This is a genomic window from Salinigranum marinum (assembly GCF_024228675.1).
Taxonomy (GTDB): Archaea; Halobacteriota; Halobacteria; order Halobacteriales; family Haloferacaceae; genus Salinigranum; species Salinigranum marinum.
Window position 1 is genome coordinate 2,389,819 of the sequence record NZ_CP100461.1, and the last position, 24,729, is coordinate 2,414,547.

21 protein-coding genes are annotated in these 24,729 nt (G+C 67.9%); 12 read left to right on the plus strand and 9 right to left on the minus strand.

The window, feature by feature from the left end; genetic code table 11:
• Positions 1 to 87: 87 nt before the first annotated feature.
• Together NKJ07_RS11855 and NKJ07_RS11860 are read right to left on the minus strand one after the other, a co-directional pair.
• A complete protein-coding gene (locus NKJ07_RS11855) occupies positions 88 to 1,218 on the minus strand; it encodes an acyl-CoA dehydrogenase family protein (protein WP_318567025.1) in 1,131 nt (376 codons plus the stop codon).
• An 89-nt stretch (positions 1,219 to 1,307) separates the two neighbouring features.
• Positions 1,308 to 2,678 (minus strand): MmgE/PrpD family protein, encoded by a 1,371-nt coding sequence (locus NKJ07_RS11860; RefSeq protein ID WP_318567026.1) that lies wholly within the window; start codon positions 2,676 to 2,678, stop codon positions 1,308 to 1,310.
• Between the two features lie 117 nt (positions 2,679 to 2,795).
• Here NKJ07_RS11860 and NKJ07_RS11865 point away from each other — a divergent pair, with 117 nt between their 5' ends.
• Genes NKJ07_RS11865 through NKJ07_RS11880 form a run of 4 tightly spaced genes read left to right on the plus strand, consistent with a single transcriptional unit; the run spans position 2,796 to position 6,762 of the window.
• Complete coding sequence (locus tag NKJ07_RS11865; RefSeq protein ID WP_318567027.1) at positions 2,796 to 3,437, plus strand: UGSC family (seleno)protein; 642 nt, start codon at positions 2,796 to 2,798, stop codon at positions 3,435 to 3,437.
• A 14-nt stretch (positions 3,438 to 3,451) separates the two neighbouring features.
• The gene (locus NKJ07_RS11870; protein WP_318567028.1) at positions 3,452 to 4,516 is read left to right on the plus strand and encodes a hypothetical protein; all 1,065 of its coding nucleotides are present in this window, start codon (positions 3,452 to 3,454) and stop codon (positions 4,514 to 4,516) included.
• Complete coding sequence (locus tag NKJ07_RS11875) at positions 4,513 to 5,349, plus strand: DUF6282 family protein (protein ID WP_318567029.1); 837 nt, start codon at positions 4,513 to 4,515, stop codon at positions 5,347 to 5,349. The genes NKJ07_RS11870 and NKJ07_RS11875 overlap by 4 nt, the downstream gene beginning before the upstream one ends.
• Positions 5,350 to 5,409: 60 nt before the next feature.
• A complete protein-coding gene (locus tag NKJ07_RS11880; RefSeq protein WP_318567030.1) occupies positions 5,410 to 6,762 on the plus strand; it encodes an MmgE/PrpD family protein in 1,353 nt (450 codons plus the stop codon).
• Between the two features lie 52 nt (positions 6,763 to 6,814).
• Here NKJ07_RS11880 and NKJ07_RS11885 read toward each other — a convergent pair whose 3' ends face one another.
• From NKJ07_RS11885 to NKJ07_RS11895, 3 genes are all read right to left on the minus strand, one after another.
• The gene (locus NKJ07_RS11885) at positions 6,815 to 7,318 is read right to left on the minus strand and encodes a LeuD/DmdB family oxidoreductase small subunit (RefSeq protein ID WP_318567031.1); all 504 of its coding nucleotides are present in this window, start codon (positions 7,316 to 7,318) and stop codon (positions 6,815 to 6,817) included.
• Positions 7,319 to 7,320: 2 nt separating this feature from the next.
• Positions 7,321 to 8,574 carry a 3-isopropylmalate dehydratase large subunit gene (locus NKJ07_RS11890; protein WP_318567032.1) on the minus strand — a complete coding sequence of 418 codons (1,254 nt, stop codon included), beginning with the start codon at positions 8,572 to 8,574 and terminating at the stop codon, positions 7,321 to 7,323.
• A 158-nt stretch (positions 8,575 to 8,732) separates the two neighbouring features.
• The gene (locus NKJ07_RS11895) at positions 8,733 to 9,947 is read right to left on the minus strand and encodes an MFS transporter (protein ID WP_318567033.1); all 1,215 of its coding nucleotides are present in this window, start codon (positions 9,945 to 9,947) and stop codon (positions 8,733 to 8,735) included.
• 133 nt (positions 9,948 to 10,080) lie between these two features.
• On the opposite strand from NKJ07_RS11895, the gene NKJ07_RS11900 reads away from it, so the two are divergent.
• Both NKJ07_RS11900 and NKJ07_RS11905 read left to right on the plus strand, forming a co-directional pair.
• The gene (locus NKJ07_RS11900) at positions 10,081 to 11,685 is read left to right on the plus strand and encodes a rhodanese-like domain-containing protein (RefSeq protein ID WP_318567034.1); all 1,605 of its coding nucleotides are present in this window, start codon (positions 10,081 to 10,083) and stop codon (positions 11,683 to 11,685) included.
• Positions 11,686 to 11,777: 92 nt separating this feature from the next.
• The gene (locus NKJ07_RS11905; RefSeq protein ID WP_318567035.1) at positions 11,778 to 12,599 is read left to right on the plus strand and encodes an SDR family oxidoreductase; all 822 of its coding nucleotides are present in this window, start codon (positions 11,778 to 11,780) and stop codon (positions 12,597 to 12,599) included.
• On the opposite strand, the gene NKJ07_RS11910 is transcribed toward NKJ07_RS11905, so the two are convergent.
• Entirely contained in the window at positions 12,582 to 13,847 is a 1,266-nt protein-coding gene (locus NKJ07_RS11910; RefSeq protein ID WP_318567036.1) for an MFS transporter, read from the minus strand. The two genes, NKJ07_RS11905 and NKJ07_RS11910, sit on opposite strands and share 18 nt — an antisense overlap.
• 185 nt (positions 13,848 to 14,032) lie before the next feature.
• Here NKJ07_RS11910 and NKJ07_RS11915 point away from each other — a divergent pair, with 185 nt between their 5' ends.
• A complete protein-coding gene (locus tag NKJ07_RS11915; RefSeq protein WP_318567037.1) occupies positions 14,033 to 14,920 on the plus strand; it encodes an isocitrate lyase/PEP mutase family protein in 888 nt (295 codons plus the stop codon).
• Between the two features lie 45 nt (positions 14,921 to 14,965).
• Here the strand turns inward: NKJ07_RS11915 and NKJ07_RS11920 are convergent, their stop codons facing one another.
• Complete coding sequence (locus tag NKJ07_RS11920) at positions 14,966 to 16,261, minus strand: MFS transporter (RefSeq protein ID WP_318567038.1); 1,296 nt, start codon at positions 16,259 to 16,261, stop codon at positions 14,966 to 14,968.
• 215 nt (positions 16,262 to 16,476) lie between these two features.
• Here NKJ07_RS11920 and NKJ07_RS11925 point away from each other — a divergent pair, with 215 nt between their 5' ends.
• From NKJ07_RS11925 to NKJ07_RS11935, 3 genes are all read left to right on the plus strand, one after another.
• The gene (locus NKJ07_RS11925; protein WP_318567039.1) at positions 16,477 to 17,847 is read left to right on the plus strand and encodes an MmgE/PrpD family protein; all 1,371 of its coding nucleotides are present in this window, start codon (positions 16,477 to 16,479) and stop codon (positions 17,845 to 17,847) included.
• Between the two features lie 81 nt (positions 17,848 to 17,928).
• Positions 17,929 to 18,369: a universal stress protein gene (locus tag NKJ07_RS11930; protein WP_318567040.1), complete on the plus strand. Its 441-nt coding sequence runs from the start codon at positions 17,929 to 17,931 to the stop codon at positions 18,367 to 18,369.
• A 114-nt stretch (positions 18,370 to 18,483) separates the two neighbouring features.
• A complete protein-coding gene (locus NKJ07_RS11935) occupies positions 18,484 to 19,026 on the plus strand; it encodes a tripartite tricarboxylate transporter TctB family protein (RefSeq protein ID WP_318567041.1) in 543 nt (180 codons plus the stop codon).
• A 683-nt stretch (positions 19,027 to 19,709) separates the two neighbouring features.
• On the opposite strand, the gene NKJ07_RS11940 is transcribed toward NKJ07_RS11935, so the two are convergent.
• Entirely contained in the window at positions 19,710 to 21,311 is a 1,602-nt protein-coding gene (locus NKJ07_RS11940) for a tripartite tricarboxylate transporter permease (RefSeq protein ID WP_318567042.1), read from the minus strand.
• Positions 21,312 to 21,422: 111 nt separating this feature from the next.
• Between NKJ07_RS11940 and NKJ07_RS11945 the strand changes: the two genes are divergently transcribed.
• Both NKJ07_RS11945 and NKJ07_RS11950 read left to right on the plus strand, forming a co-directional pair.
• On the plus strand, positions 21,423 to 22,229 hold the full coding sequence (locus NKJ07_RS11945; protein WP_318567043.1) for an SDR family NAD(P)-dependent oxidoreductase: 807 nt from the start codon (positions 21,423 to 21,425) through the stop codon (positions 22,227 to 22,229).
• 268 nt (positions 22,230 to 22,497) lie between these two features.
• Positions 22,498 to 23,760: a type 2 periplasmic-binding domain-containing protein gene (locus NKJ07_RS11950; RefSeq protein WP_318567044.1), complete on the plus strand. Its 1,263-nt coding sequence runs from the start codon at positions 22,498 to 22,500 to the stop codon at positions 23,758 to 23,760.
• Between the two features lie 107 nt (positions 23,761 to 23,867).
• On the opposite strand, the gene NKJ07_RS11955 is transcribed toward NKJ07_RS11950, so the two are convergent.
• Positions 23,868 to 24,665, minus strand: a complete 798-nt coding sequence (locus NKJ07_RS11955; RefSeq protein ID WP_318567045.1) for an SDR family oxidoreductase — start codon at positions 24,663 to 24,665, stop codon at positions 23,868 to 23,870.
• Positions 24,666 to 24,729 lie beyond the last annotated feature (64 nt).

The following is a 24,729-nucleotide window of genomic DNA, read 5'->3' on the forward strand; positions in this document are numbered from 1 at the left end:
GACAGCCCCGATAAGTAGCTGCCGACGCCGGTGACCGCGACCGCTCGTGGGGCGAACGCAGGCGACGGAACCGCAGCCCCGGGCGAGTCAGTCCAGGCCGTGTTTCTTCAGGTCCCGGGCGATCATGTTCCGCTGTACCTCGACGGTGCCGCCGGCGATGCGCCAGCCGCGCACCCACCGGTAGAGGTATTCGAGGGGGCTGGCCTTCGAGTAGCCGATCGCGCCGTGGATCTGGAGCGCCTCGTCGACGGCGAACTGGCCGGCCTCGTTGCCCATCACCTTCGCCATCGACGTTTCGAGCCGCGAGGGGGAGCTGTCGACGGCGTTGGCCGCCGCCCGGTAGATCAGGAGGCGGGCGGCGTCGAGCCGGGTCGCCATGTCCGCGAGCTTCCACTCGATCCCCTGGAAGTCGGCGAGCGGCTGGTCGAACTGCGTCCGGGTCTTCGCGTGTTCCATCGCCTTGTCGAAGGCGTTCAGTCCGCAGGCGACGCACATCATCGCGTTGTGACAGCGCTCGACGTTGAACTCGATCAGCAGCTGTTTGAACGACTCGCCGCCGCCGTAGACGAGGACGTTCTCCTCGGGCACCTCACAGCCGTCGAGCAGGAGTTCGTACTGGACGTGGCCGGCCATGTTCTCGTCACCCCGCCCGAGGGCGAAGCCGGGGGCGTCCTTGTCGACGACGACCGCGCCGACGTTGCCGTCCTCGAACCGGGCGTAGACGAGGAACGCACCGGCGACGTCGGCCTTGGTGATCCAGAGCTTCGACCCGTCGAGGACGACCGTGTCACCGTCGACTCTGGCACTCGTCTCCATCGCCCCTGCATCGGAGCCCGCCCCCGACTCGGAGACGGCCACCGACATGATCAGATCCCCCGCACACACCGCCGGCAGGTACCGCTCTTTCAGGGTGTCGCTCCCGAGCGCTGCGATGGCCCGCGGCGCCCCCATCGACGACCGCGAGAGGACGTGCGCCGTGTCGGGGCAGATCCGTCCGACCGCCTCCTGGGCGAGGAGCACCTCGACGACCGAGTATCCCCCGCCGCCGTACGCCTCCGGGAGCGCGATGCCGAGCAACCCCTGCTCGGCGAGCAGGTCCTTGTTCGCCGCGGGGAACTCGTCTTCCCACGTGAACGCGCTGTCGGCGAACTCCTCTTCGGCGAGGCGCTCGGCGGCTCCCTGGATCATCCGCTGCTCGTCCGTGAGCTGGAACTGCATACAGTGGCCGAGGGGAGCCCACCGATATAACTCCTCGTGCCGGTGGAGTCGACTGCCGGCGAATTGCGGCGAGAGCGGGACGCCGGCGCTCAGATCACGAGCGCGTCGACGAGCGGGTCGACGCTGTCGAGGGTCGGGAGGGAGCGACACTGCTCGGTCACCCGTTCGATCTGGTCGTCGCCGAGGAGCCCCCCACAGAGGTCGGCGAACTTCCCCGCGAGCTGGGCGTCGGTCATCGGCCGCTCCGGGTGGCCGAGGGGGGCGTCGACCCGCGAGACGTAGTCGGTGCCGTCGACCGTGATGGTCGTCCGGGAGGGGATGTGTCGGGGGCGTTCGCGGCGGTGGGCGGTGAGGTCGGGGTCCTCGGCGACCGTCACCCGCTCCATCACCGCGTGGACGTCACTCCCGCGGAGGCGGTCGGGCTCGAACTGCCGCGGCGTCACCTCGCCGTCGACGATGGCGACCGCCACGCTGTAGGGGATGCTGTGGTCCGCCGTCTCTCGGGTCTGGTCGGTTCCCCACTTCTCGGGCGTCGCGAGCGCGCCCGCGGCGCGCTCGAAGATGTCGACGTGGACCGCGTCGATCTCGTCGGGCGCGATGTCGTTGTCGGCGAGCAGTTCGAGCGCGCCCGTCACCGGCGAGTGGATGTAGTAGCCGGTGGCGAAGTACTTGATCCCGGTCTCGAGGATCCGGTAGTCGTCGCCGGTCGGCGTGCCGCCGAAGTCGAGGTCGTGGTCCGAGACGACCGCCTGGAAGCCGAAGTCGCCCTCGAAGACGGCGCTGGGGCCGGTGATGCCGGCCCGCGCCATCTGACACGCCTGGATCGCGTTGTGCGTGACGTACGGGTGGGCGATCCCCTTCCACATCGAGACGTCGCCCCGGCGGCTGATGTACAGCGGCGCGTTCGACGCGCCGGCGATGCCGAACGCGTCGACGAGTTCGTCGATCGACAGCCCCATCAACGCCCCCGCGGCGGCCGTACTGGAGTACGTCCCCCAGGCGACGTAGTCGAAGCCGCGCTCCCTGACGGGGGCCTGATCCAGCCCGCGACACTGCACCTCGTAGGCGACGACGATCGCCTCGGCGAGGTCGCGGCCCGTCGCGCCCTCGCTCTGGGCGACCGCGAGCAGGGGCATGATGTGATCGCTCGGGTGGCACGCGCCGCCCGTCGCCATGTAGCAGTCGTTGTAGTCGAGGTACCGCGCCATCGTCCCGTTGATCAGCCCGGCGTACTCGACGGCCACGTCGGTGTCCGTGCCGACGACCGTCGCGGCCGGCGTCCCGCGGCGACCGCCGTACTCGTCTCGGAGCGCCTTGGCCGGGGGGCTCGTGAACGCGCCGATGCTACAGCCGATCGTGTCGAACAGCAGGTCGCTCGTGGTGTCGACGACTGCCTCGTCGAACTCATCGAAGGAGATCCGGTCGACGTACTCCGCCAGATCGCGGCTCAGTGAACTCATGGATGCGTGGGTTCCGTGGCCGCACCGACGACGGCCCCCGACTAATACGTTTGGTCGGGGCAAGCGCGGCGCTTTCGGCGACTGAACACTTTTGTGGCCCGCTCGTGACGGTGAGTCATGGGCTCGAACGACACGGAGACGGAACAGTCGAGAGCGACGGCGGTGTTGGATCCCCGGGGGACGGTGAACGCGGCAAGCGATCCGATCGCCGACCGCCTCGGATCGCTGGCGGGGGCGACGGTCGGCCTGCTCGACAACTCGAAGGCCAACGCCGACGTGTTGCTCGCCGAGATCGGGCGGCTCCTCGAATCGGAGTACGGCGTGGCCGAGACGCTCTCGCGGCGCAAGGACAAGAGCCCGATCCCGGCGGATTCGATCGCGACACAGCTTCACCAGCGGTGTGACGCGGTGGTCAACGCCTACGGCGACTGCGGCTCGTGTACGTCGTGGTGCGTCTACGACAGCGTCCACCTCGAACGCGCGGGGACGCCGACGGCGACGGTGAACAGCGACGAGTTCGTCACGCTCGGCCAGTCGGAGGCCCGGTCGCTCGGCCTCCCGGGCCTCCCGCTCGTCACCGTCCCGCACCCGATGGGCGGCGTTCCCAAGGCCGAGGTTCGCGAGCGCGCCCGGGAGGTCCTCCCCGAGATCGTCGCGGTGTTGACCCGCGACCGTGACGCGCTCGAAGCCGACTACGAGAACCGCTACCTCGACGCCGACGACGCGGTCGACACGTCGACCCTGCGGTGTCCGATCTGACCGGAGGGGGCAGGATGGAGTTCACCTCGGAGCGGATCGACATCGCGGCCGACGACGTCGAGGCCGTCACGGACCAGTTGTACCGCGCGGGGATGACCGACGGCCTCCCCGTCGTCCCCCCGACGCCCGAGCGCGTCGAGCGCATGCTCGCGGGGAGCCACCGAGAGCCCGACGAAGCGCTCGGCGTGGTGCCCCCGAAGTACGGCGAGGCGACCGTCGAGACGGTCGCGATCAACGCGGTGCTGGCGGGTTGTCGGCCCGCGTACATGCCAGTGATCGAGGCGGCGGTCGAAGCGATGACCGACGAGTCGTTCAATCTCTACGGGGTCAACGCCACGACCCACCCCGTCGCGCCGTTGCTCGTCCTCAACGGCCCGATCGTCGACGAGTTGAACGTCAACTACGGCTACAACGCGTTCGGGCAGGGCTGGCGGGCGAACGCGACGATCGGCCGCGCGGTCCGGCTCCTCCTCGTCAACGTCGGCGGCGGCGTCCCCGGCGAAATGGACCGAGCGACCCACGGCCATCCCGGGAAGTACAGCTACTGCGTCGCCGAGAACGAACGGGCGTCGCCGTGGGAACCCCTGCACGTCCGCCGCGGCTTCGACGCCGACGAGAGCACGGTGACGGTGCTGGGGGCCGACGCGCCCCACGAGATCAACGACCACGTCCACGGCGACGCGGCGGGGGTACTGGGGGTCGCAGCGGACGTCTTCGCCACAGTCGGCAACAACAACACCCACCACTCGGGCGGCGAGATCGCGCTCGTTCTCGGCCCGGAGCACGCCGAGACGGTCGCGGGCGACGGCTGGACGGTCGAGGACGTCCAGTGGTATCTGTACGACCAGGCGCGGAACACGGTGGCCGACCTGCGGGCCGCGGGGGTCTACGACAACTACACCCTCCACCGGCGGTTCCGACTGGAAGAGTCCAGTGACGCCCGGATCCCGCTGGTCGAACGTCCCCAAGACGTCGTCGTGTTCGTCGCCGGCGGCGCGGGCAAACACTCGCTGGCACTGCACTCGTTCGGCGAGACGCGCTCGGTCACGAGGTCGATCGACGGGGGTGACGGCGAGTGATCCCCGCGGGCGCGATCGACTGCCACGTCCACGCCGCGCCGTCGCTGTGGGAACGCCGGCACGACGTACCGACGCTGCTCGAACGGGTGCGAGACTCGCCGCTCGGCGGGATCGTCCTCAAGAGCCACTTCGGCAACACGTTCGAGGCCGTTCGGCTGGGGCGGGCCGCCGTCCCTGGCGTCGACGTCTACTCGTCGCTCACGCTCAACACGTTCGTCGGCGGGCTCAACCCATCGGCGGTCGAGCTGGCGGTCGAGACCGGCGCGAGCGTCGTCTGGCTCCCGACGTTCAGCGCCGCGAACTTCGAGACGGACCGTCCGTACCCGTTCCGCGGGCAGACGCTGACCGTCACGGACGACGCGGGCGAGCTCGTGCCTGAGGTGCTCGAAATCCTCGACGTGCTCGACGACGCCGACCGCCGGCTCGTCCTCGGCAACGGCCACGTCAGCCCGGCCGAGACCGACGCCGTCCTCGACGCGATCGACGAGCGCGGCACGGCCGTCGACTACCTCGTCACCCACCCGGACTCGGCGTTCATGGGGCTGTCGCTCGCCGACCAGATCGAGCTGGCGAGCCGCGGTGCGTACGTCGAGAAGTGTTACCTCCCTATCGTAAAGGGCGATGTCACGACCGAGGCGATGGCCGAGGGGATCGCCGAGATCGGGCCCGAGCGGTGCGTCCTCTCGACCGACCACGGCCAGCCGACGAACCGGTCGCCGCCCGACGCCTACGCCGCGTTCGTCGAAGGGCTACGCCGACACGGCGTCTCCGCGTCCGCGGTCGAGAGGATGAGCCGGACCGTCCCGCGCGCCCTGCTGGGCGAGCCGCGCTGAGCGGAGGAAGCGAGCCACCGAGACCGAGCGTTTATTCCGGACCGCCGCGTCGACGAGCCAATGACCACAGAGGAGTCCGCAGTGACCGCTCGACTCGCCGCGTTCTGTGCGACGCTGGGGTACGACGATCTGGACGAGGCGACCGTCGAGGCGACCACGACGGCATTCGTCGACACGCTCGGTGCCGCCTACGCCGGGACGACGACCGACGCCGGGGCGCGGATGCTGGGGTACGTCGAGACGCTCGGCGGCGACGAAGCCACCGTGATCGGCGGCGACGGACCGGCGCTCGCACACCTCGCCGCGCTCGCGAACGGAACGACGGCACACGCGCTGGACGTCGACGACGGCCATCGCGGCGCGTCCGCCCACCCGGGGAGCGCCGTCATCCCCGCCGCGCTGGCGCTCGGGGAGAAACACGACGCCTCGGGCGAGACGCTGGTGACGGCGATCGTCGCCGGCTACGAGGCGATGGTCCGGACGGCCGTCGCGGTACAGACCTCACACCGCGAGCGCGGCTTTCACGCGACCGCGACGACCGGCTGTCTGGGGGCCGGCGCGGCCGCGAGCCGCGTCCTCGGCCTCGACGAGACCGAGACCGCACACGCGCTCGGGCTGGCGGGGACGCAGGCGGGCGGCCTCTTCGAGTTCATGACGAAGGGGTCGATGGCGAAACGGTTCCATCCAGGGCGGGCGGCGATGGCCGGCGTGATCGCCGCGGAACTCGCCGCGACCGGCTTCGACGGCCCCGACACGATCATCGAGGGCGACGACGGCTTCGCGACGGCGTTCTCGGACGAGTACGACCTGTCGACGTTCGACGGTCTCGGCGACCCATTCGCCGTGACCGAGAGCTACGTCAAGCCGTACCCCTGCTGTCGACACATCCACGGCCCGATCCAGGCGATCCTGGCGATCCGCGCCGACGGGATCACCCCGGCCGACGTGGACAGGGTCGAGGTCCAGACGTACCGTTCGGCGTCGTACCACGACAGCGCCGAGATCGACAACCTGCTCGACGCGCAGATGAGCATCCCCTACGGCGTGGCGGTCGCGCTGGCGACGGGCGAGGCGTCGCTCGAACGGTTCGATCCGGGCCACGCCGACCGCGACGACGTCGCCAGGGTGCTCGCGCGGACGACCGTCGTCGCGACCGACGAGATGGAGGCGCTTTACCCCGAGACGCGGCCGGTACGGGTCGTCGTCGAGACGACAGACGGCCGCCGGATCGAACGCGAGGTCGCCTACCCGAAGGGTGCGGCGGAAGCACCCCTTTCGAACGACGAACTCGCCGCGAAGTTCCGCGATCTTACCCAGGAGACGCTCTCGGCGGCGGACCAGGATGCGTGCTTCGAGCGGCTCTACGCACTCCCCGCGTGCGACAGCGTGCGCACGCTCGCGGCAGGGCTGTAAGCGCGGAGAGTGAGACGGAGGGGACGGGACCCCGCGACACCACCGCGGGCGCTCAGTCGAGGACGAGCCCGTCGGGGTGCTGTTCGTAGTGGGCGAGCAGTCCGCCGGCGTCGAAGATCGACCGGATCTCGGCCGGCATCGGCTCCGTGTCGCGCGTCTCGTCGGTCGTCTCGTTCGTGAACGTCCGGCGTTCGAGATCGAGCGACACCTCGTCGCCGCCCGAGACGATCGCGGTCACGCCGGGACAGGTGACGACCGGGAGACCGATGGCGATCCCGTTGCGGTAAAAGAGCCGCGCGAACGACTCGGCGACGACCGCGCTCACCCCGGCGACTTTCAGCGTCTTCGGCGCAGTCTCGCGGCTCGACCCGGAGCCGAAGTTCTCGCCGGCGACGACCACGTCGCCGGGCTCGAATCGCTCAAAGAAGCCGGGGTCGATCGGCTCGAACAGGTGAGTGGCGATCTCCTCGTACGACTGGCCGAAGTAGTCGCTGGGCGTGATGTAGTCGGTGTTGACGTCGTCGCCGAACGTGTGAGCAGCCCCTTCGAACGCCATCGTCACACCTCCCTCGGGTCGGTGACCCGACCCGTGATCGCCGTCGCCGCGGCGGTCTCCGGACTCGCCAGGTAGATCTCGGAGTCGTTGTGGCCCATCCGACCGCGGAAGTTCCGGTTCTGCGCCGCCAGACACCGCTCGCCCTCGCCGATAACGCCCATCCCCAGGCCGGGACAGGCCCCACACGTCGAGTTCGTGACGGTCGCGCCGGCGTCGGTGAACGTCCGGATGATCCCCGCGCGCTCGGCGCGGCCGTAGATCTCCCGCGACGCCGGCGTCACGATGAAGCGCGTCATCGGCGCGACCTCGTGGCCGTCGAGGATCGCCGCGGCCGCGGCGAGGTCCTCGAACTTCCCGTTCGTACACGACCCCAAGAACACCTGGTCGACCTCGACCGGGTCGACGTCGGAGATCGGGTGGACGTTCCCGACGTCGTGCGGGAGCGCGACCTGCGGTTCGAGATCGGAGACGTCGATCCGATGGCTCTCGCTGTAGGTGGCGTCCTCAGCGTGGAACACCTCGAACGGCTCGTCGGTGCGGGCCTCGACGTAGTCGGTCACGACGTCGTCGACGGGCGTGAAGCCGAACTTCGCCCCGAGTTCGATCGACATGTTGGTCAGCGTGATGCGGTCGTCGATCGGGAGCGCCTCGACAGTCGGCCCGCGGAACTCGATCGCCTTGTACCGCGCGACGTCGGTGCCGAACTCGCCCGCGATGTGCAAGAGGAGGTCCTTCGCGGAGACGCGGTCGCCGAACGAGCCCGCGACGACGAACTCGATCGTCTCCGGCACCCTGAACCAGGCCTGGCCGGTCGCCAGCGCGTAGGCCATATCCGTGTCGCCGATGCCCGTGCTGGCCGCGCCGAACGCCCCGTGGCTGACCGTGTGCGAGTCGGTACCCACGATGAGTTCGCCGGGGCGGACGTGGCCCTTCTCGGGGAGCACCTCGTGGCTGATCCCCGTCCCCACGTCGTAGAAGTGCGCGTCGGGGTGGTCGCGGACGAACGCGCGAATGCCGACCTTCTCGTCGGCGTTGTTCACGGTGTGCGACGGTCCGACGTGGTCCAACACCACGACGAGGCTCGACGCGTCGTGCAGTTCCGAGACGCCCATCTCTTCGAGGAGATGGACGACGCCCGGCGTGTGAATGTCCTGCGTCATCGTGAGGTCGACCTCGCAGACGACGTGGTCGCCGGGCGAGACGTGATCCGTTCCGGAGGCGTTGGCGAGGAGCGCCTCTGCCATCGTCTGTCCCATAACGACCGCATCGCCGGGCATCCATTTAATCGTTGACATCGACTCTCGTGGAGCGGATATCGCGTGTGCGCCGGGCCGCGCTCCGCGCTTCGAGAGGCGAGTGGTGCGGACGCGAGGGGGGTGAGTGATGCAGGACCGGCGGGAGGGGGAGCGACACCTCACAGGCGGACGACGGCGAGCACGAGTCCGACCGAGACGGTGACGGCGAACATGAGAAACGCCTCGGAGAGGTAGCCGTAGTCGCCGAGGACGCCGACGAGCACGGGGCTCGTCGCCCCGAGCAGCATCCACGTCGCCTTCAGCGCGCCCATGCCCGTCCCCTGGACGTTCGCGGGGAGCGAGTCGGCGATGTACGTCTGGGTGAGCACCGCACAGCCGCTCACGCTGCTGAGCACCAGCGTGAGGAGCGCGAGTGGAACCGTCCCCGTGACGAACGGGAGCGCGACGAATCCGACGAGGCTCGGTGCGAGCACGCCGACGAGCGTCACCCGGATTCCGTACCGGTCCATGCAACTGCCCGCGATGGGCTGGACGACGAACGACGCGACGAAGAAGAGGCCGAACAGCGAGGCCGCGAGGCCGGGCGACAGCCCCTTGGCGTCCGCGAGCAAGAGGGGATAAAACGAGACGAACCCCTGATACGTAAAGGAGAAACAGAGCTGGATCCCGACGACGGTCGGGATCGACGCGCGCCGGACGCCCGCCGTGATCCGCTCGATCGTCCGCATCGAGAACCCGCCGGCGTCGCTCGTCGCGGGCGAGGTCCGGGTCGGGACGCTCCACCGGATCCCGACAGCGACGCAGACGAACAGTGGGGCGAGGATGCCGAAGCTCACCCGCCAGGACGTGGCCGTCGCGACGAGGACGGCCAGCACGGGGAGGACGGCGTTGCCCGCGCTCCCGGCGGCCATGGTGAGGCCGATCGCCGACCCGGCCCGGTCGCCGTACACGTCGGTGAAGACGGTGAAACGGGTCGGCCCGTAGAGGGCGGTCGCGAGGCCGAAACCGGCCGTGCCGACGAACAGCAACAGCGGGGTGGTCGCCGCGGCGACACCGAGCACCGCGACCGCGGCACAGAGGGTGCTGACGACCAGGATCCGCCCCTCGCCGAGCCGGTCGCCGAGGACGCCGCCAGGCACGTGTCCCAGGGCGTACGACACCCACAGCACCGTCAGGAGCAACCCGGTCGTCGAGAGGCTGAAGCCGAAGCTCTCCCTGAAGAAGGCGACGAGCGCTGGGTAGACCAGGCGGACGCCGAACGACATGAACCAGCCGGCGCTCACGGCCACGAGGATCCAGCCCCGGTCGCCGCTGAGGAGCTCTCGCGTCGCCGCTGTGACGTTCCTGATCGCTCGTCGATGTCGTGAGTTCACGGTCTGTGTCCCTCCAGTTGAGCCATCGCCCTCTTGCGTGTTCCGCCTCCGGCCAATTGTGGTAACAACTCCGGAACGACCCCGTGTGTTTTTGCGTTCGTGCCCCGACTGCGAAGCCAGCACGCTTCGAACCATGACCGAGCCACTGTCACCTCAGGCGCTCCGTACAGCGCTCGATACCGACGATCCCCTCGCCCTGCTGGACGTCCGCGACTCGCTCGACTACGTCGAGGGCCACATCCCCGACTGTACGTTCGTCCCCCGGCGCGACCTCGAACGCCGACTGCCCGCGCTCGTCCCGAACCGAGCGACCCCGATCGTCCTCTGTGACCGACGCGGCGACCGCGCTCCCCGGGACGCGCGGTGGCTCACGGAACTCGGCTACGAGGACGTCTCCTTTCTCGACGGCGGGGTCGAGGCGTGGTCCGAGGCGGGGTTCGATCTCGTCGAGGCGGTCGGGCACGTCCACGCGACGGCGCTCAACTACACCAGCAAGCGGTTCGGCGAACGGGTCGCGGCCGAACGGGACCTCCCCACGATCGGGCCGTCGGAGTTGGCCGACCTGCGCGACGGGGCGGACCCGCTCGTGATCGACGTGCGGAACCCCGAAGAGTACCGCCGCTGGGGGACGGTTCCGGACGCGGTCAACGTCGAGGGCGTCGACCTCGCGCTGTACGCCGAGGAACTCCGCGACGACGACCAGCCGATCGTCGTGAACTGCGCGGGCCGAACCCGGAGCATCATCGGGACCGCGACGCTCGACGCCCTCGGCGTCTCCGAGGTGTACGAACTCGAAAACGGGACGATGGGCTGGCAGTTGGCCGGTCACGACCTGGCCGACGGGCCCGGCCGGCCGGCGGAGCGAGCACCGGACACCGAGCGCGTCGCGCGCCTCCGCGAGTCGGCCGAAGCGTTGCTGGACGACGCGGGCGTCTCGCGCCTGCCACCCGCTGACGTTGCCGCCCTCCCGGAGTCGGTTCCCCCCACGCAGTCGGTGTCCGTGATCGACGTCCGCCGCGAGGCCGAGTACGACGCGGGGCACCTTCCGGACGCCATCTCCGTGCCGGGCGGCCAACTCATCCAGACGGCCGAGGCACATCTGGCGGTCCGTGACGCCGAGATCGTCCTCGTCTCGGAGACGCACGTCCGGTCGGCGATCACCGCCTACTGGCTTGCGGAGATGGGCTTCGCGCGTGTCTCCGTTCTCGACGGCGGGATCGAGGCGTGGACCGATGACGGCAGGCCCCTCGTCGAGAGCTCTGACGCCTCCGAGCGGATCGACGCGGACCTCGTCGACGAGCGCGTCGCGTGCGTCGGTCCCTCGACGCTCGCGGAGCGCCTCGAACGCGAGGCCGTGACCGTCGTCGACGTGGACGACAGCGAGGCCTTCGTCGACGCGCACGTCCCCGGGGCGCGGTGGACCTCGCGGTACGACCTCGACGCCGACCTCGAAGCCGGGCGGATCGAGACGGACGACCCGATCGTCCTGAGCTGTCGGGACGGGACGCGGTCGGCGTCCGCCGCGGCCGCGGTCGACGCCGCGGTCGAGGGGCTTGACGTCGCGGCGCTTCGGGGTGGCGTCGACGCGTGGCGCGAGGCCGGCTTCGCCACCGACGACGGCGAGGAGGGAATGGTCCGCGCGCCCCGCCGTGCCGAGCGGAAGCCGTACGGCCAGGGGCGAGCGGAGATGCGCCAGTACCTCGACTGGGAGGAGCACCTCGTCGAGGGGAGTGAGTGACCGGCCGGGGGTCGATCAGCCGGGCATCCGGCGGGATTCACCACGAACCGCGGCTTTAATTCGTCCGCTGGGGAGGGAGTCATAGAGGATTCATGGATCTACAACTCGCCGACACGCGGGCGCTGGTGCTCGCGTCGAGCCAGGGGATCGGCCACGCCGCCGCACGGGCGCTCGTGGACGAGGGAGCCCGCGTCGCGATCAGTTCGCGGAGCGAATCGAACCTCCGGACGGCCAAAGCGGAGATCGTCGAGGCGACCGGCGTCGACGACGACCGCGTCGTGACGCTCACCTGTGACCTGTCCGATCCGGCGTCGGTCGGCGACCGGGTCGAGACGGCGATCGACCGGCTCGGTGGGCTGGACGTCCTCGTGACCAACAGCGCCGGCCCGCCGAAGATCGGGTTCGCGGAGGCGACGATCGACCAGTTCGACGAGGTGTACGAGACGGTGCTCAAGAGCGTCATCGTGGCGATCGACGCCGCGCTCCCGGCGCTACAGGAGGGCGACGGCGACGGCGCGATCACGAACCTCATCGCCACGTCGGCCCAGCAGCCGGAGGCGAACCACGTGCTGGCGAACACGATCCGGCCGGGGATCTACGGGCTCGCGAAGTCGCTCGCACACGAGTACGCCGAGGAGGGGGTCCGCGTGAACTGCGTCTGCCCGAAGAAGGTCGGTCCGGTCACGGAGACCGAGAAGGACCGGACGACGCACATCGGCCGCTACGCCGAGGAGCACGGCCTGTCGTACGAGGAGGCGCGCGCGGAGTTCATCGCCGACATCATCCCGCTCGGCCGGTACGGCGAACTAGCGGAGTTCGGTCGAGCCGTCGCGTTCGTCTCCTCGCCCGCGGCGAGTTACATCACGGGCCACAGCCTGAACGTCGACGGCGGCTGGTCACACAGCCTCTTCTGACCGGGTCGGGATGAGCAGGGTGAGAAGCGTCGCGACGCCCGCGACGCCCGCGAGGACCACGAACGCGTCCGTGAGCCGGCCGAGGTCGCCGAGGTAGCCGACGAGGATCGGGCTCGTCGCGCCGATCAGGAGCCAGCTGGTCCGGAGCAGGCCGAGGCCGGAGCCTTTGATGTCCGTCGGGAGCGTGTCCGCGATGTACGTGTTCGTGACGACGCCGACACCGTTTCGATGGCTCAACAGGACCGTCAACAGCAGGAAGTGCGGGAGAGTCTGGCCGAACTGCAGTGCGACCAGCCCGACGAAGAAGACGCCGGCGAGGAGCGCGAGCGTCCACTTCGCGCCGAAGCGGTCCTTGCTCATTCCGGTGAGCGGCTGGACGACCGTGCCGGCCGCGAAGTAGAGGCCGAAGACGACGGCCGCCAGTTGGGGAGAAAAGCCCTTGGCCTCGATCAGGTACGTCGGGTAGAAGCCGAGAAAGCCCTGGCTGACGAACGCGAGGGCGATGTGGACGACGACGACAGTCGGGATCCCGCCGCGTTTGACCGTCGAGAGGAGCCGGCGGATCGACGCCGCCGACAGCGACGCGCCCGCAGCGTCGCCGTCGTCGCCGTCACCGTCCTCGGACGCGGCGGTAGAGGTGCGGGAGGGGACGACGATCCAGATGCCGACCGCCATGACGACGAACAACGGGACGACGAAACCGAAGCCCAGCCGCCAGGTCGCGTAGCCGGCGATGGCCGCGGCGACGGCCGGAAGCACCGTGTTGCCGATGCTCCCGAACGCCATCGTCAGCCCGACCGCGGTCCCCGCCCGGTCGGTGTAGATGTCGGTGAAGATCGTGAACCGATGAGGACCGTAGAGCGCGGTCCCGAAGCCGAACGCGGCCGTCGCGAGAAAGAGCATCCAGACGGTGACCGAGACCGACACGAGGAGCATCGCGGCCGCGCAGATCGCCGTGCTGATGACCAGGATGTTCCCCTCGCCGATCCGATCGCCAAGGAGTCCGCCCGGGAACTGCCCGAGCGCGTAGGCGAACCAGAGCGCGCTGAGGAGCAGCCCCGCGGTCGTCAGGTCGAAGCCGAACGTCTGCCGGAGGAACGGCAGGACCGACGGGTAGAGGTAGCGGCCGCCGATCGAGAGGAACCAGCCGGCACTGACCGTGAGGAGGATCCACCCCTTGCCCCCGCGCCAGAGGTCGTGGAGGACGGTCCGGGCGTCACTGACCGCCTGTGTGCGAAGAGAGGTCACGGTGTTGTCGTTGTCCCTCCGTTCGCGGAATCCGTATAATTAGCTTGTGGAAGCGGTGGTTGTCAGCGACGGCAGGGGGGTCATACGTCACCGCCGGTTTCCGTGTTCGGGTCGTCGCCAGCCTCGGCGTCCGGGCCGTCACCGGCTCCGGTATCTTTAGTGTCGCGTGCCGCGGAGAGCGGGGTATGAGCTACGGTCGCAGACTCAGAGCACTACTCGACAGCGACGGGATCGCCGTCGCGCCCGGCGTCCACGACCCGCTGTCGGCGCGGGTCGCAGAAGAGGCCGGCTTCGACCTCGTCGCCATGACGGGCAACGGGACGTCGCTCGCGAAGATCGGCCAGCCGGACGTCGGCGTCCTCACGCTCCCCGAGATGGTCGAGAACGCGAAGTACATCCAGCAGGCGGTGGACATCCCGCTCATCTCCGACGCCGACAACGGCTTCGGCAACGCGATCAACGTCACGCGGACCGTCAGGGAGTTCGCGGCGGCGGGCGTCGGAGGGATCCACATCGAGGATCAGTCGTTCCCGAAGCGCTGTGGGTTCGTCGACGGGAAGCGGGTGATCTCGAAGCCCGAAGCCGTCGGGAAGTTCCGCGCCGCGGCGGACGTCCGCGACGAGCACGACTCCGACCTGGTGCTCATCGCCAGGACGGACGCCCGCGGCGCACCCGACGGCACCCTCGAGGAGGCGATCGACCGGGTCAACGCCTACTGCGAGGCGGGCGCGGACGTGGCGTTCGTCCAGGGCGCGGCGGACGTCGCGGAGCTCGAACGCGTGGGCGAGGCGGTCGACGCGCCGCTGTTGTACAACTGTAGCGGCGGCTCCCCGATCGTCCCGATCGACCGCGCGGAGCGGCTCGGCTACGACGTCGTGATGTTCCCCCGGCTGTCGACGCTGCCGACGATCACGGCGCTGTTCGAGCGGTTCGGACAGCTCCGGACGGAGGGAATGGACGCGTGGCGCGACACGAAAGCGGCGTTCGAGGACGCCCCGATCGAGAGCTACGACCACTTCTCGGGCGTGCCCGAGGTGCTCGCGTGGGAGGAGGAGTACCTGCCCGAGGAGTGACGGGGCAGGGATCGGACGCCCGCGCCGCAGGCACACGATCGCGGGTCAGACGATCTCGTCTTCGGGCGGCATCGGGACGAGTTTGAGCGACAGAACGAGGACGAGTCCCACCGACGAAACCGCGACGAGGACGCCGAAGGCGGCGGCGAGTCCGAACGCGTCGGCGGTGAAGCCGAGAAGCGTCGGCGCGAGCGAACTCAGGACGATCATGACGGTCCGGACGAGGCCGAGCACGCCGCCGCCGACCGCCGCGGGGATGATCTGCATCAGGTACGCACCGCGGACGGGCCGGAAGCCGTGGAAGCCGAGGCCGAGGAGAACGGTCGTGGCACCGAAGGCGAGGAGCGTCCGCGAGAAGAGGACGCCGACCAGCCCCACCACGATGCAACAGAACGTGAGGAGGACGATCGTCGTCGCGTCGAAGCGGTCGCTGAGGCTCCCCGCGAGCGGCTGGCTCACGCTGAGGACGAAGAGGAAGCTGTACAGCGCGCCGGCGGTGCCGGCCGAAAAGGAGGCGACGTTACTCAGGTAGAGCGGGTAGAAGGAGGTCAGCCCGACCCACGCGAACGTGAACGTCGACGAGACGGCGACGAACGCCGAGAAGTGGTAGTACCGGAACAACTGGAGGTACGCACGGCCGGACGCCGTGTCGTCGGTCCCGCCGGGTTCGTCGGTCCCATCGGTCCCGTCGGCCCCGTGGGTCTCGTCAGCGGCTTCGGCGGCGTCCGTCTCGGACTGCTCCGACGGCCCGGGAGCACTGTGGTGGAAGCCGTACGCCGACGCCACGATGGCGACGGCACCGACGAGGAAGATCGCTCGCCAGTCGACCGCGACCGCCAGCACGGCCACGACCGTCACGGGGGCGAGCGCCCCCCCGGCCTGCCCGACCGTGTCCATCACGCCGACCGAGAGACCCGTCCGCGAGGGGTACAGCCGCGACAGCATGTTGATCGCGACCGTCTTGTGGGTCCCGGTGCCTAGGCCGATCAGTCCGACGCCGACGAGCAACGACCAGAACGGAGCCGAGAGGAACACGAACAGTGATCCGACCGCGAAGACGACCGCGCCCGCGGTGAGCACCCCCCGCTCGCTGAACCGGTCCGAGAGGTAGCCCGAGGGGAACTGCATGATGGCGTACGCGAACAGGAGCGCCGAGTACATGATCCCGACATCGGCGTTCGAGACGCCGTACTCGGTCTGGATCGTCTCGAACAGCGGGGGGAAGACGAACCGGAGATACTGGACCAAGAGCCAGAGCAACGACATGAACACGAGCACGTCGAACGTCCCGAGCAACTGTCGCGCGCGGGCGAGCGTGAGGCGGTCCGTGAGTGAGTCCATTGTCGTATCAGTCTCCGCTCGGACGGTGACGACCGGAGGACGGTCGGTCTCGGGGACGGCCGCGTCGTGAGCGTGTGGCGCGGCCGCGTGTCGCCGATGGCGACGATTCCTGCAATGATAAGCGGTTCGGTCGGGGCAGGTCGTCCGGTCGAACTCTCGGCAGCGGTGGCGCGAATCACAAGCTACTTCGCTCGGCTGGGAGAACGCGAACTGTCATGACGACAGCCGCCGAGATGGCCGACTTCGCGCGAGCGACGAGCTTCGAAGACCTCTCCGACGAGGTGATCGACGAGACGAAGAAGCGACTCCTCGACTCGATCGCGATCGCGAGCGGGTCGACCGACGCCGAGCCGATCGAGATCCTCCGCGAGACGGTGACCGAACTCGACCACGACGGGACGACGAGCATCTGGGGCTCCGACATGCGGACCTCGCCGCCGCTGGCGACGGCGCTCAACGGCGGGATGGTCCGGTATCTCGACTTCATGGACGCGTACCTCCTCTCGGGCGAGGTGCCCCACCCGAGCAACAACGTCGCGCCCGCGGTCGCCGCCGCCGAGTACACCGACGCGTCGGGCGCGGCGTTGCTCCGGGCGATCGCCATCGCGTACGAGATCCACTACCAGCTGGGCAAGAACGCCCCGCTCATGGACCGCGGCTGGGACCACGGGACGTACGTCGCGTTCGCCTCGGCGGCGGGGGCGGGGACGCTGTTCGGCCTCGACCGCGAGGCGATGATGAACGCGATCGGTATCGCCGGGGCCGGCCACAACGCGCTGCGGGTGACGCGGACGGGCGACCTCACGATGTGGAAGGGCCTGTCGGCGTCGAACGCGGGGCGGAACGCCGTCTACGCTGTCATGCTGGCGAACAACGGCATGGAGGGACCGGTCGACGTGTTCGAGGGGCAGAAGGGCTGGAAGCAGATCATCTCGGGGCCGTTCGAGGTGTCGTACACGCCCGGCGAGGCCGTCACGGAGACGATGACGAAGAAGTACATGGCGGGGACGGTCGCCCAGACACAGCTAGACGGGCTCGAAGAGCTGTTGGAGCGGGAGTCGATCGACGCCGCCGACATCGAGAAGATCGAGGTGGAGACGTACAAGCGGGCGAAGATCATCATGGGCGGCACGGGGAAAGAAGGCGAGTCGGGGAACCGACACAACGTCCAGAACCGCGAGCAGGCCGACCACAGCCTCCCGTACACGATGGCCGTGCTCGCGCTCGACGGCGAACTCGGCCACGACCAGTACGAACTCGACCGCGTCCGCAGCGACGACGTCCAGGACCTCCTCAAGCGGATCCACATCAGGGAGGACCCCGAACTCACCGAGCGGTACGAGAACGGCGAGATGCCCGCCGTCGTACGGGTGACGCTCACCGACGGGACGGTCCACGAGATCGAGAAGTCGTACTTCGAGGGCCACCCCGCCACCCCGATGTCGTGGGAGCAACTCGGCGAGAAGTTCGCGGCGCTCGCGGAGGGCGTCTACACGCCCGCCGAACAGGACGCGATCGTCGACGCCGTCCGCAGCCTCGACGAGATCGACGCGCGGGAACTGGTCGGCCTGCTCAGCCGCGCCTGACGACCGCCTCGTTGTCCGTTGGGGACGGGTTCTGTCCGCGTTGGCGGAAAAGCTAATACGCGCGCGCCGAGGAATCTGGCTATGGTTATCATTGCGGCTGTCGACCGATCGAAACGCGCCGCCAACGTGATTCAGGAGGCGAAGGAGCTGGGGGATGCGTTCGGAGAGTCCGTCCACGTGGTGTACGTGTTGAGCCGGTCGAAATTCATCGAGATGGAGCGTACCGAGATCGAAAAGACCGGACACGCGGTCGACGTCGACCGTATTCGAGAGCACGCAGAAGCGATCGCAGAAGAGATCGCGGCCGACTTCGGCGACTCGGTCGAACGGGTCGGCCTCGTCGGCGGCGCCGTCGACAACATACTCTCGCACGCCGACGAACACGACGCGCGGTACGTAGTCGTCGGGCCGCGGCGGCGGTCGCCGACAGGGAAGGTACTTTTCGGTAGCACCGCACAGTCGCTCCTCTTGGAGTCCGACGTGCCGGTGGTGGCCGTGCCGACTGCAGACTCGGACGAGTAGTCTCGGATCCGGCCGCACCGGGCCGGAGACGGCGACTCTCGTGCGTCGCCCCGATCCGCTCTCCCGCCGGCACGGGGGAATATCTTTAATAGCCTCTGTAGTCAAGCCACTTTTATGCTCGAAAAGGTTCGAGAGGAACCGTACGAGTTCCTCTTTCTCTTCGTCGTGGGTATGGTCGTAATCACCGCGTACATCGAGACGACGACGTTCCTCGATACGTCCGCGATCGTCCCCCAGTTCATGCTGTACCTCGTCGGAGCCACGTTGATCGGCATCCTGGTGATGAAGTTCGGGGGGGAACGGATCAGCGCGAAAGTCGGGATGTCGGACACGAGCGCGGGCTTCGACTTCGGAGCCGACGAGGAAGAGGAGGAGGACGACAGTGCGATGTCGGGCCTGTACGACCTGAACATGATCGGCGTGGCCAAGGAGCTGGTGTGGGTCACCGCCTACGTTCTCAGTATCACCTACATCGGCTTCTTCACCATGTCGGCGGTGTTCAGCATCGTGTATATTATGATCAACGAGACGTCGGAGTTAAAGCGGCGAATCCCGCTCGCTCTCGGGTGGACCGCGATCATCATCGGCGTGCTGTACGTCCTCTTCGTCGAGTTCCTTCGGGTCTCGTCGGTCTGGCGCCTCGGGTTCCTACCGTAACGCGCGAACCCCTGCCCGCCCGTATCCGAACCGGTGGTCGACCGGCGTACCGAACCGACGAATCCGAACACTGTTCTCTCGTGATAGGATCCTCAGACGCGGCTGTCGGCGCGTCGTCGGTGGCGGCGGCCTCCGTGTTTTCAGATGTCCTCGGAACCATGCGAGAGTGGTGGCAGCGGACGGGGATACGCGTCCGCGCCGTCGACCGTGCCGGGGACCGCACGTCACTGTACTGCTCTCGTGACCGTGCGCGACAGCCGTGGCGCGATCGCTCGCCGACATGGCAGCCGGGCGGCGGCGAGAGTCGGTCGGCCGGTTCTGTGGGAGCTGACACGGTGGACAGGCCGTCCGACCCGGGTCGCTCCCGTTCGGCATCAGCCCAGCGGCAGGCAGGTCTCCGGACGCGTCCGCGACATACGTCGGGGATCGATGACAGCACCCACTCGCCAGTGGGTGTCGGTACTCCGGAGACGATCCCGATGGGATCCGGGACGAACCATCGCGGACGGTCAGTCGAACGAGACCTACGACCGGCTGGAGAGGTCGGGGACGAACGATGCGACACCGGTCGGAGATGGACGACGACGCGATTGAGAGCAAAAACAGCGGTCGGATGGCAACGGGTGGTCAGCGATCCCCAGCCGGTGTCGGCGTCGACGAGACGGAGTCCGAACGGGGGGACACTAACCGACGAAGCGTTCGAGCAGCTTCTCCCGCGGAATCACGAGCAAGACGAGAGAGATAACGAAGATCGCGATCAGCAACTGGTCGAGAGGAGCGCCGAAGAACGCGCCGAGCCTGTCGCCGCCCGCGAACTGAGTCGCCAGGTGGTACTGCCGTTCGAGGATCCCCGCGAGGACGAACGCGATGAGGAACGGTATGCGGTTGATCTCGAGGTAGACCATGATGATGCCGAGTACGGCGAAGACGACCGTGACGAGCATGTCGACGGCCGCGTTTCGGACGACCAGCACTGAGGTCAACGAGAGGACGGTGATTCCCGTCAGGAGGAGCGGCACCGGGACGCGCAGGATGTACGTCGCCTTGTTGGCCACCGCGAGGCCGATGATCGAGGTCATCACGTTCGAGCAGAGGACCGACAGCGCGATGATGAGCACCAGCTCCGTGTTGTCGGTCAGGACCGTCGGACCGGGGAAGACGCCGTGCATGAGCATCGCGCCGAGGAAGACGGCCATCGACCCGCTACCCGGGATACCCAGGCCGAGCGTCGGGAACAGCTGTCCGCCGTCTTTCGCGTCGTTCGCCGACTCGGGAGCGAGGATGCCGAGCGGGTTCCCCTTCCCGAACGTCTCCTTGTCGGGCGAGGACTGAATCGCGTGCGCGTACGCGACGAACGCCGCCGCAGAGCCACCCGCGCCGGGAATCGCACCGATGACGAGCCCGATGATGCTGCAGCGGAACCAGAGCCACTTGTTCGCGAGGAAGATGCGGAGCCCCTCCATCTTGCTCCCGGCGAGTTCGACCTGATCGAAGTCGACGATCGTGTTCCGGCCGAGCGACGCGATCCGGACGATCTCCGAGATCGCGAAGAACCCGATGAGCATCGCGATCAGTTCGACGCCGTCGTTGAGCGTGAGAATACCGAACGTAAAGCGCGGTTCGCCCGTCTGCGGGCTGACCCCGATGAACGCGACCAGTGCCCCCAGACCGCCGGTGAGCACGCCGAACAGCGGTCGGTCCGCAACCACGAACGGGATAATGACGATCGCGAACATGACGATCCAGAAGATCTCTGAGGGGCCGAACAACAGGACCACCTGAATCATGAGCGGGATCGCGAGGATGAAGATACTCGCCGCGAGCACCGCCCCCGACGCGGAGGAGATTGCCGAGATCGTGATGGCCGTCTCCGACTCACCCTTCTGCGTCATCGGATAGCCGTCGATGAGCGTCGCCGCGTTACTGCTCGATCCCGGCGTGTTGATCAGGATCGCCGTCAGCGAACCCGAGAACGTCGTCGCGCCGAGGGCACCACTCAACAGCACGAACGCCTCATACTGTTGTAAGGCGAGGGTGAACGGGAGTAGGATCGTCAGCACGACCGTCCCGCCCATCCCGGGGATCGTCCCGATAACCATCCCCGCGATGACGCCCGTGAGCAAGAAGAGGTAGTTGTTCGCGACGACGCTGGCGGCCCCCCTTAGATTCTCGAACAGCCACGCGAAGTAGTCGATGAGGACCGCCTGCAGGACGATTGGGTCTAGCGCTGGGAGTACTTGCAGAACTATTGCGTCCACTGTTGGCGGGAGTAAAGCCTCAACCATTGGCGTCAAATCCGACCACACCCTCATATATTTAACTAACGTTTATCGGGGGAGTAGCAGTCGCCGACGTTGCCAACAGCTATTTATGTGATGAACGACCCCCTCTGCATCATGGCGGAGACTGACACGGTACGTTATCCTGGACTGGAAGGAAAGACTGCGCTCGTGACAGGGTCGAGTAAGAACCTGGGCCGAGCCATCGCCATCGCGCTCGCCGAATCCGGCGCGAACGTCGGCATCACGGGCCGAAGCGACCGGGAAGGGTGTGAGGAGACCGCGGCGGCCGTCGAGGCGCTCGGTGGTGAGGCGGCCATCACACTCGGTGACCTCGGAAGCACCGAAGACATCGACCAGATGGTCACCGACGTCCGCGACGAACTCGGCCCTATCGACGTGTTGGTCAACAACGCGGCCATCCGTCCCTCCGTTCCCTTCGAGGAGATCACGCTCGAACAGTGGCAGCACGTCCAAGACGTGAACCTCCGGTCGGCGTTCCTGCTCTCGCAGAAGGCGTACGCGGACATGCGTCCGGACGAATCGGGTGCGATCGTCAACGTCCTCGGGCTGATGGCGGTACAGGGACGGCGAACCAAGGCACACGGAGTCGTGACGAAGACGGGACTCATCGGTCTGACGAAGACGCTCGCGGCGGAACTCGGCCCGAACGGAGTGCGGGTCAACAGCGTCATCCCGGGGCGGAAAGTGAAGACCGAGCGCGGGGAACTCACCGCCACCGAGAAGGAGAACTTCCGGAAGCTGGAAGAGGCGACGCCGTTGCGCCGCCGCGCGGAGCCCGAAGAGGTCGCGAGCGCGGTCCGGTTCATGGCCTCCGACGAGGCGTCGTTCATCACCGGCGAGGTGCTCAAGGTTGACGGCGGCCTCAACACCTGCATGGACATCGAGAACATCTCCGTCTGAGCGGGCCGCCGATCACAGACAGACCGTCCCGGTTCGATCCCGCTCCTGCGGGGAACTGTTCTTTTCGCGACCATCGCTCCCGGAGATTCAGGACTATCGTCGACCAGCGCGGCGACGGTGCGAATCCCCTTCGACGAGGGCGTTTGCCGGCGTGGCCGACCCTCACGCGTGTCTGCGGGCGAGTTTCACGACGTGTATTACGTGTACAAGGAGTATCCACCCATAGAAAGAATTATTAATAATGGGAAAAAGGGTGGAGTGTAGCACCATGGTAGACAGGAGGCAATTCATTCGTGGACTCGCGGGTGCAGGGACGATCGGGATCGCTGGCTGTTCGGGACAGTCGGGATCCGGTGATGGTGGCTCGGGTGGCGACGGCGGGTCGGGCGACGGTGGCTCGGGTGGCTCGGGTGGCTCGGGTGGCAGCGGCGATGGTGGCTCGGGCGGCGACGGCGGGTCGGGCGACGGTGGCTCCGAGAGCCAGTCCGAGTGGCCACCGGCTCGAAGCATCGTCGACATGATGGTCGACACCGACCCGGGTGGGCTGATCGACCTGCTGGCTCGGATCTGGTTCAACTACATGGACGACAACGACGCCTACCCCGGCGACATCACGACGACGGTCACGAACCGTCCCGGGGCGCAGGGCGTCATCCTGATGAACGAGCTGGCCAACAACACCCCGACAGACGGCGGTGGGCTCGGCGGGATGCGGATCAACTCCGCCATCGTGAACCAGATCGGTGCCAGCCAGGCGAACTACGACCTCAGCACGCTGCGTGCGGTCGTCCGGTTCTCCGCAGACACGCGGGCGCTGCAGTTCAACCCGCGGACGACGCCGGTCGAGGACCACTTCGAGATGACGTGGGAGGACTTCCAGAACCTCGCCGAGGAGCAGACCCTCCGGTTCCCCTACTCGAACGCCGCGCAGCTGGTGTTCGCGACGTACCTCCGGGCGAACGACCCGGTGCTGAACGAGGACAACTGGCAGTTCGTCGGCGTGTCCGGCGGGAGCGAAGCCCGCGCGGCCATCCAGCGCGGTGACCTGGACGGCTACTTCGGGTCGTACGTGTCGAACATCTCGACGCGAAACGACGCGTACTACACGCAGTTCTGTATGGTCAACCCCGAGGCGACGCCCGACTTCTACGAGGCAATCAGCCAAGTGCTTCCCGAGACGTCTCCGACGGCCTCCCGCGAGGAGAAGACGCTGGCGAACAACGAAGACGCCATCATTATGAACACCTCGTACCCGCAGGAAGCCGCGGCGAAGGTGAGCGAAATCGTCAACGACCACCACATGGCGTGGCTCCCGCCGGGAACGTCCGACGAGATCTACGACATCCACGTCGAGGCGTTCAATCAGGCCGGCGAGTCGGAAGAGGTGGCAGAGAGCGTCGCCAGCACGTTCAGCGAACCGGACCACAACCCGCTCGTCGGACAACCCGTCCAGGACATCGCGGCCAACAAGTTCGAGACGCTGTACCAGGACGACGAGATTCGCACGCTCATCGAAGAGAACCTCTTCTAAGCGTCCGACCCATCTCCACCCATTTTCTCACAGACGCCACACCACACAGTGGCGACGCAGTCAGGCGGAGAGAGACGAAGCCGAAAGAGCGACGCTCGAACCCGACTCTACAGCGCGCCCCGTGTCCAGCCGCCGTCGACTCTGAGGACGTCGCCCGTGACGTAGCTCGCCTGCGGAGACGCCAAGAAGGCAACAGCGGTGGCGAACTCCTCGGGACGACCGGGACGGTCGAGGAGGACCTCGTCGTTGCGCGACTGCATCGCCTCCTCGATGGTGACCTCTTCGTACTCCGCCCGGCGTTCGATTTTGTACTCGATACGCTCAGTCATCACGTACCGGGGCGCGACGCAGTTCGCACGCACGTCGGGGGCGTACTCCCGTGCGATGGTTTTCGTCAGCCCGTACAGCCCCAGCCGAAAGACGTTCGAGAGCGCGTGGTTCTCCGGCGGTTCGCGCGCCGAGGCGCTGGTGACGGTCACGAGCGAGCCGTCCTCGCTCGCGACGAGATGCGGCAGCGCCGCCTCGCTCAGCCAGACGTTGCTCTTGATGACGAGTTCGTACGCGTCGTCCCACTGCTCGTCGGTGGCTGCGTCGAACGTCACTGCCGGCGGTCCACCGTGGTTGTTGACGAGGACGTCGAGGCTCCCGAACCTCTCGACCGCCTCGTCGACCGCCGTCTGGATGTCCTCACGACTGGTCACGTCACACCGCTGCGTGAGCAGTCGAGACGGGTCGACGCCCGTCGCCTCAAGCAGGGACTCGCGCGCGGTTTCGAGGTTGGATTCGCTCCGCGAGGTGATGATCACGGCCGCGCCCTCGTCGAGGAGTCGGTGGGCAATCGCCCGGCCGAGACCGCTGCTCGACGCGGCGACCAGTGCAGTCTTGTCCGAGAGTTCGAGGTCCATACGACGCGTCCGCACACCGCGTACTAACGTCTTCTGTTCTTGTGTCACACTGTCACATGCCAGT